This window comes from Flavobacterium qiangtangense (genome assembly GCF_042658345.1).
GTDB lineage: Bacteria > Bacteroidota > Bacteroidia > Flavobacteriales > Flavobacteriaceae > Flavobacterium > Flavobacterium qiangtangense.
In genome coordinates this window covers 36,276-48,104 of sequence record NZ_JBHSQB010000008.1, presented here as the reverse complement: position 1 = coordinate 48,104, position 11,829 = coordinate 36,276, and the positions used below count along the sequence as shown (strand labels likewise).

Genomic DNA, 11,829 nt, shown 5'->3' with positions numbered 1-11,829 from the left:
TTAAGTTTCAAAATTCTTAAACCTGAATCTGTCTTTCAATTTGAGTATCCAATGAAATAAAAGTTTCTGTTCTGGAAACACCTTCAATCGCCTGAATTTTAGTATTTAACAATTGCATTAAATGTTCATTGTCTCGACAGATAATTTTTATTAGAATCGACCAATTTCCGGTCGTGTAATGACATTCTAAAACTTCCGGAATTTTTCTCAATTCTTTTACAGCTTCTAAATTTCGAGCGGCTTTGTCTAAATAAATTCCGACGAAAGCCATTGTGCTGTAACCCAAAACTTTTGGGTTTACCACAAATTTTGAACCCGAAATAACTCCTGTTTGTTCCAATTTTCTCAATCTTTGGTGAATTGCCGCACCAGAAATTCCGATTTTATTTGCAATCTGAAGAATTGGTTTTCTGGCATCATCCATTAAATCTCGAAGAATCTCTTTATCGATACCGTCAATTTCTATTTGTAAGGAATTTATTTTCATCGCTGTTTATTTATAACTAAAATCCGATAATTAATATATTTTAGGAATCAAATATAATAAAATTACGAAGAAAATTAACTTAGATTAAAAAAATCAATCTTCAAGGTAGGGTTTTACAAAAGTCAGTTGTTACATAGATATCAGAAGACGAACTATTTAATTTTACTAACTAAATTGAACAAAATCATGAAAACGAATTTTACAAAATTAGGATTGCTTTTCTTTGCAATCATCGGATTATCAAGTTGTATTACAGAAGTTGATTTACCAGATTCGGTCGCGCAAGTTCCTCCTCCAACTCCCGCGGAATTTAATGCTTTGGAAGAAACGGCTTTAGAAAATATGACTCAAAATTTCAATCTAAATGTGAGCGACGGTTACACCACATTTGTGACGGTAAAAGGTGTAATGATCAGCATTGATCCGAGTTGTTTGAGAAAAAACGGAAATGCGGTTACCGGAGCATTTACAATGGAGATCGTCGAAATTTTTGACCGTGGAAGTATGTTAGTTGCAAATAAACCAACAACTGCAACGGTTGCGGGTGGAGAAAGAAAACTGCTTATTTCTGGCGGTGAATTTTCGGTAAAAGCTTTTCAAGACGGCGTGGAATTAGAGACAAATTGTGGCTATCAAATTCAAGTCCCAACATCTTTAAGTGGCGGAGATGATTATGACATGGCGCCTTTTACAGGAACGATTAATGCTCAAGGCGAACTGGTTTGGGCCGTTGCGCAACAAGAGTTTTGGATTTCTAATAACCAAGGTCCAACTGGTGGTGGCGAAAGTTATTATAGCGCGTTTATTGAAAGTTTCGGTTGGTTCAATTGTGATAAATTTGCGAACTTCACAGGACCGATGACAGAGATTTCGGTTTTACTTCCGCAGGGATACAACAATGAAAATTCATCCGTTTTTATTGGAATTAGTGGTGAGCCAAATACGCTTGGATATCTTTATGGACAATTTCCGGTAGGTTTAAACTGCTACATTATTTTTGTAACAGAAGAAGATGGATTGTGGAGTTATGGCATAAAAACTATTGCGTCTTTGCCAAACGGAGCAAGTTACTCATTTGATGCTTCTGAATTACAAACAGGAACAATGGCAGAAGTTGTTGCCGCGATCAACGCCTTACCATAAATAGAACTTAACAAATTTAAAAGCGATGACAACCTCATCGCTTTTTTTATGCTCAATCTTTAGTAAAATATTATGGTTTCGGTTATGTAATCTTCGGCATTTATTGGCTATTTTTGGATTACAACTTACCAAAAATGGACAAAATTTTCGACGCCTTGAAAAGCAAAGGTTATAAAAAAATAAAATTAAAAGTTTCAAAAACACATCATTTAGTTATCAAAGCCAAAATAAACGGAATTGAAGGCAACTTTATTTTAGACACGGGTGCTTCGAGCAGTTGCGTGGGTTTTGGCGATGTGGAACATTTTAAATTAATGGCCGAAGATTCGCTCACAAAAGCAGCCGGAGCTGGAGCCGTGGGAATGGATACGCAAGTTTCAACAAACAACACGCTTCAATTAGGCCGATGGAAAACAGATGATTTTTCGCTAGTTATTTTTAATATGGAGCACGTCAATCTTGCCTTGGAACAATATAAAGCGAAACCTGTCCACGGAATCATCGGTGCTGATATTTTGATGAAAGGAAAGGGAATTATCGATTATAACGGAGAACATTTTTATTTGAAATAAAATCTAAAACAAAAAAATCCCGTTCAAATGAACGGGATTTTTTATTTATAAGAGATTGCTTTCGCGATATATTATAGTTCCAAAGCTTTTTTAGGATTGTTATCCATCAATAATTCTGCTGGATTTTCTAACGCTTCTTTTACTGCAACCAAGAAGCCAACTGACTCACGTCCGTCGATAATTCTGTGGTCGTAAGACAAAGCTACATACATCATTGGGTGAATTTCCACTTTACCATTTACAGCGATTGGACGCTCGATGATATTGTGCATTCCCAAGATTCCAGATTGTGGAGGATTGATGATTGGCGTTGAAAGCATGCTTCCGAAAACACCACCGTTTGTGATTGTGAATGTTCCGCCCGTCATGTCGTCAACAGTAATTTGTCCGTCACGTGCTTTGATAGCCAATCTTTTGATTTCAGCCTCAATTCCACGGAAAGTCAAGTTTTCTGCATTTCTTACAACAGGAACCATCAAACCTTTTGGTCCAGAAACTGCGATTGAAACGTCAACGAAATCAAATGCTAGTTTGTGATCTCCGTCCATCATTGAGTTTACATCTGGATACAATTGCAATGCTCTTGTCACCGCTTTTGTAAAGAAAGACATATATCCTAAACCGATTCCGTTATGTTTTGCCTTGAACGCATCTTTATATTCGTTACGAAGATTATTGATCGGCGTCATGTTCACTTCGTTAAACGTAGTCAACATTGCTGTTTCGTTTTTAGCAGCTACTAAACGTTCAGCTACTTTTCTGCGAAGCATTGACAATTTTGTTCTTTCTGATCCACGGTTTCCTCCTGTTGGAGTTCCCATTGATGGAACAGCGTTTACAGCGTCGTCTTTTGTGATTCTTCCACCTTTTCCAGTTCCTGAAACTGATGCTGAATCTATACTTTTTTCGTCCAAAATTTTTCTTGCCGCTGGCGAAGGAGTTCCTGAAGCATAGCTTTTTTCAGCTGCTGGAGCTGGTTTTGCTTCTTCTTTTTTAGGTTCTTCTTTTTTAGCTTCCGCTTTTGGTTCTTCTTTTTTCTCTTCTTTCTTTTCTTCTTTTGCCGGAGCATCGCCTGAAGGTTTTCCGTCAGTATCAATATGGCAAACCACTTGACCAACAGCTACAGCGTCACCTTCTTCCGCTTTAAGCGTAATAATACCGCTAGCTTCTGCAGGCAATTCTAAAGTTGCTTTGTCTGAATCTACTTCAGCAATCGCTTGATCTTTTTCTACGTAATCTCCGTCTTTTACTAACCAAGTTGCGATTTCAACTTCGGTGATTGATTCCCCTGGAGAAGGAACTTTCATTTCTAAAATCATCTGTATATAATTTTATGGTGTGTTATTTTTTGTTTTCTTATTTCAAAATTACGGTTTTTAGCCTTGACAGAATCTAATTAACTAAAAAGATTTTTGTCAAAAACCATCGCAATTGCTGCTGCATGACGTTTTTTAGAACGTGCATAACTTCCTGCTGCTGGCGCGCTGTAAGCTTTTAATGAAGCGACTCTTAATTTTACCAAATCAAAATTCATCAACATATAGCTGTAAGCTCCCATGTTTTTAGGCTCTTCTTGTGCCCAAACATAATCGTCAGCATTTGGATATTTCTCGATAATTGCTTTCAATTGTTCTACTGGCAATGGGAAAAGTTGCTCGATTCTCACGAATGCCACGTCTTTTCTTCCGTTTGCTTCTCTTTCTGCTACTAAATCATAATAGAATTTACCCGTACAGAATACCAATGTTTTCACGTCTTTTGCTTCTACATTTGGATCATCCAAAACTTCTTGGAAACCTCCATTTGCAAACTCATCTACCGTAGAAACTACAGATGGATGACGCAATAAACTCTTTGGTGTAAACACAATCAAAGGTTTTCTAAACGTGGTTTTCATCTGTCTTCTCAATAAGTGGAAGAAGTTTGCCGGCGTTGTACAGTCAGCCACAAACATATTGTGGTTCGCACAAAGCTGTAAATATCTTTCCATTCTTGCTGAAGAGTGCTCTGCTCCTTGGCCTTCATAACCGTGTGGCAATAACATTACCAACCCGTTTTGATTGTTCCATTTGTCTTCTGCTGCAGAAATATATTGGTCTAACATAATTTGGGCTCCGTTAGAGAAATCTCCAAATTGTGCTTCCCAGATAGTCAATGTTTTTGGACTAGCCAAAGCATATCCGTAGTCAAAACCAACAACTCCATATTCAGATAAAAGTGAATTGAAGATATTGAATTTTCCTTTTTGGTTGTTCAATTGCTGCAGAAGGATAACTTCTTCTTCAGAATCTTCTACTTTCACAACGGCGTGACGGTGCGAGAATGTACCTCGTTCCACATCTTGACCAGAAATACGAACGTCATAGCCTTCAGTCATTAACGAACCATAAGCCAATAATTCAGCCATTGCCCAATCTAACTTATCGGTTTCGAAGAACATATTTTTTCTGTCGTTGATCAGCTTTTGGATTTTGCTGATGAACTTTTTATCGCTTGGCAATGTTGTAATTGTTTTTGCGATGTCTGTCAAAATATCTTTTGAGAAAGTCGTATTTACTTTTTGAAGCATTTCGGTTTCATCAGCCTGAGTATATCCGCCCCATTCGTTTTGCATAAACGGAGTGATGATTGTCAAGTCTTTTTTACGAGAAGCTTCCAGATTTTCATCCAAAACTCCTTTGTATTCTTTCTCTAATTTGCCCACATATTTATCGTCGATAATTCCATCAGCAATTAATTTTGCTGCATAAAGATCTCTTGGATTTTCATGTTTGGCAATCAGTTTGTATAATTTTGGCTGTGTAAAACGTGGTTCGTCACCTTCGTTGTGGCCATATTTTCTGTATCCTAATAAGTCGATGAAAACATCGCTTCCGAATTGCATTCTGTAGTCTAAAGCGAACAACATTGCGTGAACAACAGCTTCCGCATCGTCCGCATTTACGTGTAAAACCGGAGAATTTGTCACTTTTGCAACGTCTGTACAATACGTAGAAGAACGTGCATCTAAGTAATTTGTCGTAAATCCGACTTGGTTATTGATCACAATATGGATTGTTCCGCCCGTTTTGTATCCATCCAAATGTGCCATTTGAACGATTTCATAAACGATTCCTTGTCCAGCAATTGCAGCGTCACCGTGAAGTGCGATTGGCAATACTTTTGAGAAATCATCTGGGAAATGGCGGTCTTGTTTTGCTCTCGCAATTCCTTCAATCACAGCTCCAACAGTCTCTAAGTGAGAAGGATTTGGCGCTAAATTGATATTAATATTTTTTCCTGATTTTGTCTTTTTGTCAGCAGTCAAGCCCAAGTGATATTTTACGTCACCATCAAAAAGCGCATCATCGTCATAATCTTTTCCGTCAAATTCAGAGAAAATGTCTTGTGTATTTTTTCCGAAGATATTTGCCAAAACGTTCAGACGACCACGGTGAGCCATTCCCATCACAAACTGCTCCACTCCTTTTTCAGCTGCAGCTTCGATCAGAGCATCTAAAGCCGGAATCAAAGTTTCGCCACCTTCAAGAGAGAAACGTTTTTGGCCTACATATTTTGTATGAAGAAAGTTCTCAAAAGAAACCGCTTCGTTCAATTTATTTAGGATGTTTTTCTTTTCGTCGGCAGAAAATTTCGGCTGGTTATCGTTGTAACCAATTTTGTCTTGAATCCATTGTCTTACCTCTGGATTTCTGATGTACATATATTCAACACCAATGTGCTCACGGTAGATTTTATCTAAGTGACCAAGGATTTCTTGCAACGTGCAAGGCGCAATTTTAATTGCTTTTGCAGCGTCAAAAACGGTATTCAAATCAGCATTTGAAAGTCCGAAATTTTCAAGATCCAAGTTTGGCGTAAAGATTCTTCGCTCACGAACCGGATTTGTTTTGGTAAACAAGTGTCCTTGCGCTCGGTAAGCTTCGATCAGCTTTAAGACATTAAATTCTTTTTGTAATTTCTCTGAAATTTGGCTTACGTCCACAGAGTTTGAAGATGCGTAATTGGCCAATTGTTGTGCAGGTGCCTGATATTCCTCGTTATATGTTTCCATCCCGAAGTCAAAACCTTGGAAAAAACTTCTCCAACTTGGTTCTACGCTATCCGGATTTTCAAGATATTGATCGTATAATTGAGCAAAAAATTCAGTATGTGCCGCGTTTAAAAAGGAAAACCTATCCATAATATAATTGAATGTCCTAATATGTTAGAAATATTTTTGCAAAAGTACGACAATTAGAACAATCTAATAATTTTTTCATACTTTTATGTATTAAACTTAACTTAAATTTAGGGTATGAAAGTAAGGATTTTAAACCATATAACAAAAATCGTTTTCGTGGTGAGTTTATTTGTTTTTTCTGACAGCGTAAAAGCGCAGGAAAATGAATACACTGATTTTTGGAGCAGAGTTCATTTTGGAGGCGGTTTGGGCATTGGTTTTGGTTCTAATTATACCAATATTGCGTTGGCTCCGAGTGCGATATATGATTTCAACCAATACATTTCTGCCGGAATCGCTTTGCAAGGAAGCTATGTTCGCGATAAGAATTTTTATGAATCGTATATGTATGGACCAAGTTTGATTGTTTTAGGAAATCCAATTCCTCAAATTCAGCTTTCCGCCGAGTTAGAACAGTTGCGTGTCAATGTAGATTATGACGACGGTTTAGGTTTCCCAAATGATAATTTTTGGAATACTGCTTTGTTTTTAGGAGCAGGTTATCGAACTAATAATGTGACGATTGGCGTGCGATATAATGTTTTGCATGACAGCGATAAAAATGTTTACAGCGATGCTTTTATGCCTTTTGTGAGGGTTTATTTTTAAAATTACGGAAGAAATTGTAGCATAATAGTTGATGAAAAACCATTAACACTGAAAGAATATAACGAAAGCGTGATGAATCTTATTTAGATTATAAAAAAGGAAATTTTACTAAACAGGAAGATTCAGTAAAACAAATCGAAAATTGGTAGACTTAAAACTTATTTCGAAACCAAACTTTCTGCCATTCCCTCTTCAAAATCAAAAAAGCAACATCTTCTGATAAATTTACCAAATCAGAACCGTCTAACTTTTTGATTTCATTTTCTGAAACATCAATAATATAAAGTAGATTCAAATATTCCGCAAATTTGTATTGAATCAATCTAAAGATTTTTTCGTGCAATTGGATTTTCAATTCTTCCGGCAAAGTGCTCATCGGAAAATCAATTGGTTCATTGGCCAAATTAAAATCTTTGTTGATTTGTTCAATCAGTTTTAGATATAAATTTTCCTTTTCAGCTTCTGAAAGTAAATTATCAGTATTTATTGGAGCTATAAAATTCATATAGTAATTTCAACCCTTCCAGAGTTTGAAACTCTGGAAGGGTTATTTAAAGTTTAAACCTTTCGGCTCATTAAATTTTCTCCAAAGATTCTCAAGATTGCCTTTTTATCTTCGTCAATTTTCATTTTATCCAAAGTCTCAAAAGCTTTTAAAGTATATTCTTTGATAGCAACTTGCGTAGCTTCTGAAGCGCCTGTCTCATTGAAAATTTCTTTAATTGAATTGATTTTTTCGGTATTATCGCTTGGTTGAATTGAAAATAAATTCATCAATTGTTCCGCATTTTCTTTGGTAGAAAATTCTAAAGCTTTTAAATAAAGATAAGTCTTTTTATTTTCAATAATATCACCGCCAACTTGTTTCCCAAAAGTTTCTGGATTTCCAAAAGCGTCTAAATAATCGTCTTGCAGTTGAAAAGCAATTCCTAGATTTAGCCCAAAATCATAAATCGCATTGCAATTTTCTTCATTGGTTTCGGCAATTATCGCTCCCATTTTCATCGCTGCCGCAACTAAAACTGCCGTTTTATATTCGATCATTTTTAAATATTCTGAAATCGTAACATCATCACGATTTTCAAAATCAACATCCCATTGCTGGCCTTCACAAACTTCAAGCGCGGTTTTGCTGAATAATTTTGCAAGCGATTGAAATATTTTTGGTTCGTATTTTTCAAAATATTGATATGCCAAAATCAGCATGGCGTCTCCAGAAAGAATTCCTGTATTTAAGTTCCATTTTTCGTGAACGGTTTCTTTTCCTCTTCGCAATGGCGCGTCGTCCATAATATCATCGTGAACTAACGAAAAATTATGAAAAACCTCAACAGCCAATGCCGCCGGAAGCGCTTCCTTATAATTAGTATCAAAAATTTCAGCCGTCAACAGCGTCAAAATCGGACGAATTCTTTTTCCGCCTAAAGACAAAATATAGTGAATTGGTTCGTAAAGACTTTTTGGCTCTCTAGAAATTTTCTGGCTTTCTAAATAATTTAGGAAGTTTTCTTGATAATCGCTGATCGAATGCATAAAAATAATTTTGCGCTAATTTACAGTAATCCGCTCTTATAACAAATAGCATTGCAAATAATTCAAACGAAAACGGTTTCTGTTAAAAAATCGTTAAAAATAAATTTGACATTTTTGTTAAACACTTTTGTACATATCTTTGTATTGACAAAATTGTTAAATATTTTAGTTAAACAAAAATGGCAACAACTAAAAAAGACGAAGCAACAGAAGAGTTGATTAAAAATACCGCCAAAAGATTATTCTTTGGAGAGGGAAAATTTAATGCAACAACTCAGGAAATTGCTGATGCAGCTGGTGTAAATAGAACTTTGATCAACTATTATTTTAGATCAAGAGACAAATTATTCGACTTGGTTTTTACAGACGCTCAAGCTCGCGAACAAGAAAGAACAGAATCTATTATCTTTTCTGAGCTTCCTTTCAAAGCAAAAATCGCTGAATTTATCGACGATACCTTTGAAATCGCAAAAGAATATCCTTACATGGAAATGTATTTGGTGACCCAATTTAACCAAGGCTGTTATTTTAAGGACGAAGAAGGAATGGACCGAATGCTGAAAAAATTCTACGAAGAATTTGAAGTGGCAATGGAAGAAGGTTTGATCAGAAAAACAGATCCAATTCAGTTTATTCTTAACATGGTTTCAATGACTTCTTTTCCGATTGCGATGCGTCCGCTTTTTCAAAAAACGATGCATTTGACTGACGAAGAATATGAAAAAATTCTATCAGACCGAAAAGAAATCATCATGGACACCTTATTTATCAAGTAAAATCAATCATAATCAATTATAAATTTAAACAAATGAAAACCATATGTAGCTTAAACAAGCTTCGAGCGATCGCTTTACTTTTTGTGGTATCGCTTTTCATTTCGCAAAATGTTTCGGCGCAAGTCCAAACATTGACGCTGAAAGATGCGATAAATTATGCTTTGCAAAACAAGGCCGACGCAAAAAAAGCCAAGCTTGATGTAGAAAATAGTAATTACCAAATTGAGGAAGTTCGTTCGAGAGCGTTGCCACAAATTTCGGCAAACGGAAATATTACTTACAATCCGATTTTGCAATTAAATGCTTTGCCAGGAGATTTCTTTGGGCAACCAGGAACAACATTATTAGCTCCTTTAGGGCAAAAATGGACATCGGGCGCGGGAGTTTCCTTAACACAAACGATCTTTGATCAAGCCGTTTTTACTGGATTAAAAGCAGCGAAAACAACTAGAGAATTTTATCAAATCAACCAGCAATTGACTGAAGAACAAGTTATTGAAAATGTAGCAAATAACTACTATCAAGTTTTTGTTCAAAGAGAAAAATTGGCAGTTGTGGACAGCAATTACGTGAATACTTCAAAGGTTCGTGACATTATTAAAGGCCAATTTGACAATGGTTTGGCCAAGAAAATTGATTTAGATCGTATGACCGTGAATTTGTACAACATAAATACACAACGTCAGCAGTTAATCAATGCTTTGCAATTGCAAGAAAACGCATTGAAATTTTATATCGGAATGCCAATTGAAACAAAAATTATTATTCCGGAAGAAGAATTTGAAGTAACACCACAATCACTTTCTGAAGTTCCAAATACTGCAAATAGAACGGAATATTTGGCTTTAGAAAAACAAGAACAGCTTTTAAATTTCCAAAAGAAGTCTGTGATTGCTGAATATTACCCTTCTCTTTCCATTTCTGGAAGTTATAATTATTTGGGTCAAGGTCCTGAAATGCCTTTGTTTGCAAAACCTGCGGACGGCGTTTATTGGACTGATTATTCCGTTATCGGTTTAAATCTAAAAGTTCCGATTTTTACTGGATTTGGAACTAGAGCCAGAGTTCGTCAAGCCGATGTGGAAATCAGAAAACTGAAAGAAGATATGATTGACACAAAACTTTCGCTTGATTTGGCTTACGAAAACGCTAAAACTCAAATCAACAACAGCATAATTACGATCAATTCTCAAAAAGAAAATGTGAAATTGGCGCAGGAAGTTTTAGATAACACTCAAAATAACTATTACAACGGATTGGCTCCGTTAACTGATTTATTAGATGCTGAAAACTCAAATGTGGAAGCACAAAATAATTATACATCAGCACTTTTAGATTATAAATTAGCTGAAATTCAATTAATTAAAGCAAAAGGAGAATTAAAAACACTTACAAACTAATCATACAATGAAAAAACTACTTTATATATTAATCGGGATTGCAGTAATCGGACTTATTGCTTTTATCTTAATGAACAACAAAGCCGAAAACGAAGAGAAAACAGCGATTGTTGCTGAGAAAAATGCTACGGTCTCTGTAAAAATTGACACGGTAAAAACCCAAGAAGTTTCTTTAGATTTCGTTTCTAACGGAAATTTTGAACCAATTCAAGAATTAAAATTTTCTGCTGAAAAATCAGGAAAAGTAATTCAAGTTCTTGCTAAAGAAGGCGACTACGTAAAAGTGGGTCAAGTGCTTGCCATTGTGAGAAGCGATGTCGTGAATGTGGAAGCTTCCAATGCAAAAGCGTCTTACCAAAATGCCGTTACCGATTACAACAGATATGAAAATGCTTTTAAAACGGGCGGTGTTACAAAACAGCAATTAGACCAAGCAAGATTGGCGATGGTCAATGCAAAAACGCAATTGACACAAGCAAATATCAATGTTGGCGACACAAGAATTAAAGCGCCAATTAGCGGTTTTATTAATAAAAAATATATCGAGCCAGGTTCCATTTTAGCAGGAATGCCAGCTACAGAATTGTTTGATATCGTAAATGTTTCTAAACTAAAATTGAAAGTTACGGTTAACGAAAGTCAAGTAGCGAGCTTAAAAGTTGGCGATATTACAAAAATCAAAGCCAGCGTTTATCCAGATAAAGAATTTTCTGGAAAAATCACATTTATTGCTTCAAAAGCAGATGAAAGCTTAAACTTTCCGGTGGAAATTGAAATCGCAAACAACACTGCAAATGACTTGAAAGCAGGTATGTATGGAACGGCAGAATTTGCTTCAAAACAACAAAAAAGCTCTTTGAAAATTGTTCCTAGAAATGCTTTCGTTGGAAGTGTGAGCAGTAACCAAATTTTCATCGTTGAAAACGGAACCGCTAAATTGAAAAAAGTTACCGCCGGAAGAATTCTTGGCGACAAAGTGGAAATCTTAGACGGGTTAAATGACGGACAACAAGTTATTGTGACTGGACAAATCAATTTGCAAGAAGGAAGCAAAGTGGAAATCATCAAATAAGTCGAAAGTTCAAAA

General features: G+C 35.9%; 11 protein-coding genes. 6 read left to right on the top strand and 5 right to left on the bottom strand.

The features are described from left to right. Positions 1-16: 16 nt before the first annotated feature. The gene (locus ACFPVY_RS10985) at positions 17-487 is read right to left on the bottom strand and encodes an Lrp/AsnC family transcriptional regulator (RefSeq protein ID WP_379792059.1); all 471 of its coding nucleotides are present in this window, start codon (positions 485-487) and stop codon (positions 17-19) included. Positions 488-673: 186 nt separating this feature from the next. Here ACFPVY_RS10985 and ACFPVY_RS10980 point away from each other — a divergent pair, with 186 nt between their 5' ends. Further along, entirely contained in the window at positions 674-1,630 is a 957-nt protein-coding gene (locus tag ACFPVY_RS10980) for a hypothetical protein (protein ID WP_379792058.1), read from the top strand. Between the two features lie 134 nt (positions 1,631-1,764). Beyond that, positions 1,765-2,202 (top strand): retropepsin-like aspartic protease, encoded by a 438-nt coding sequence (locus tag ACFPVY_RS10975; protein ID WP_379792057.1) that lies wholly within the window; start codon positions 1,765-1,767, stop codon positions 2,200-2,202. A gap of 71 nt (positions 2,203-2,273) precedes the next feature. Here the strand turns inward: ACFPVY_RS10975 and odhB are convergent, their stop codons facing one another. Together odhB and ACFPVY_RS10965 are read right to left on the bottom strand one after the other, a co-directional pair. After that, positions 2,274-3,521 (bottom strand): 2-oxoglutarate dehydrogenase complex dihydrolipoyllysine-residue succinyltransferase, encoded by a 1,248-nt coding sequence (gene odhB / locus ACFPVY_RS10970; protein ID WP_379792056.1) that lies wholly within the window; start codon positions 3,519-3,521, stop codon positions 2,274-2,276. A 77-nt stretch (positions 3,522-3,598) separates the two neighbouring features. Beyond that, positions 3,599-6,385 carry a 2-oxoglutarate dehydrogenase E1 component gene (locus ACFPVY_RS10965; RefSeq protein WP_379792055.1) on the bottom strand — a complete coding sequence of 929 codons (2,787 nt, stop codon included), beginning with the start codon at positions 6,383-6,385 and terminating at the stop codon, positions 3,599-3,601. Between the two features lie 114 nt (positions 6,386-6,499). On the opposite strand from ACFPVY_RS10965, the gene ACFPVY_RS10960 reads away from it, so the two are divergent. Then, entirely contained in the window at positions 6,500-7,033 is a 534-nt protein-coding gene (locus tag ACFPVY_RS10960) for a hypothetical protein (RefSeq protein ID WP_379792054.1), read from the top strand. Positions 7,034-7,184: 151 nt separating this feature from the next. Here ACFPVY_RS10960 and ACFPVY_RS10955 read toward each other — a convergent pair whose 3' ends face one another. Both ACFPVY_RS10955 and ACFPVY_RS10950 read right to left on the bottom strand, forming a co-directional pair. Further along, positions 7,185-7,538: a hypothetical protein gene (locus tag ACFPVY_RS10955; protein ID WP_379792053.1), complete on the bottom strand. Its 354-nt coding sequence runs from the start codon at positions 7,536-7,538 to the stop codon at positions 7,185-7,187. Positions 7,539-7,591: 53 nt separating this feature from the next. Continuing rightward, complete coding sequence (locus ACFPVY_RS10950) at positions 7,592-8,566, bottom strand: polyprenyl synthetase family protein (protein WP_379792052.1); 975 nt, start codon at positions 8,564-8,566, stop codon at positions 7,592-7,594. Between the two features lie 179 nt (positions 8,567-8,745). Here ACFPVY_RS10950 and ACFPVY_RS10945 point away from each other — a divergent pair, with 179 nt between their 5' ends. From ACFPVY_RS10945 to ACFPVY_RS10935, 3 genes are read left to right on the top strand one after another with little or no spacing between them, the layout of a single operon-like run. Beyond that, positions 8,746-9,342, top strand: coding sequence for a TetR/AcrR family transcriptional regulator (locus ACFPVY_RS10945; protein ID WP_379792051.1), 597 nt, complete (start codon positions 8,746-8,748; stop codon positions 9,340-9,342). A gap of 32 nt (positions 9,343-9,374) precedes the next feature. Then, positions 9,375-10,742 (top strand): TolC family protein, encoded by a 1,368-nt coding sequence (locus tag ACFPVY_RS10940; RefSeq protein WP_379792050.1) that lies wholly within the window; start codon positions 9,375-9,377, stop codon positions 10,740-10,742. Between the two features lie 7 nt (positions 10,743-10,749). Then, positions 10,750-11,814: an efflux RND transporter periplasmic adaptor subunit gene (locus tag ACFPVY_RS10935; RefSeq protein WP_379792048.1), complete on the top strand. Its 1,065-nt coding sequence runs from the start codon at positions 10,750-10,752 to the stop codon at positions 11,812-11,814. Positions 11,815-11,829 lie beyond the last annotated feature (15 nt).

What these genes read in the sequence shown, in the direction of transcription:
- ACFPVY_RS10975 (WP_379792057.1), top strand. Translation starts at nt 1,765, where the DNA reads ATGGACAAAATTTTCGACGCCTTGAAAAGCAAAGGTTATAAAAAAATA.
- ACFPVY_RS10945 (WP_379792051.1), top strand. Translation starts at nt 8,746, where the DNA reads ATGGCAACAACTAAAAAAGACGAAGCAACAGAAGAGTTGATTAAAAAT.
- ACFPVY_RS10935 (WP_379792048.1), top strand. Translation starts at nt 10,750, where the DNA reads ATGAAAAAACTACTTTATATATTAATCGGGATTGCAGTAATCGGACTT.
- ACFPVY_RS10980 (WP_379792058.1), top strand. Translation starts at nt 674, where the DNA reads ATGAAAACGAATTTTACAAAATTAGGATTGCTTTTCTTTGCAATCATC.
- ACFPVY_RS10960 (WP_379792054.1), top strand. Translation starts at nt 6,500, where the DNA reads ATGAAAGTAAGGATTTTAAACCATATAACAAAAATCGTTTTCGTGGTG.
- ACFPVY_RS10965 (WP_379792055.1), bottom strand. Translation starts at nt 6,385, where the DNA reads ATGGATAGGTTTTCCTTTTTAAACGCGGCACATACTGAATTTTTTGCT.
- ACFPVY_RS10940 (WP_379792050.1), top strand. Translation starts at nt 9,375, where the DNA reads ATGAAAACCATATGTAGCTTAAACAAGCTTCGAGCGATCGCTTTACTT.
- ACFPVY_RS10955 (WP_379792053.1), bottom strand. Translation starts at nt 7,538, where the DNA reads ATGAATTTTATAGCTCCAATAAATACTGATAATTTACTTTCAGAAGCT.
- ACFPVY_RS10985 (WP_379792059.1), bottom strand. Translation starts at nt 487, where the DNA reads ATGAAAATAAATTCCTTACAAATAGAAATTGACGGTATCGATAAAGAG.
- ACFPVY_RS10950 (WP_379792052.1), bottom strand. Translation starts at nt 8,566, where the DNA reads ATGCATTCGATCAGCGATTATCAAGAAAACTTCCTAAATTATTTAGAA.
- odhB (WP_379792056.1), bottom strand. Translation starts at nt 3,521, where the DNA reads ATGATTTTAGAAATGAAAGTTCCTTCTCCAGGGGAATCAATCACCGAA.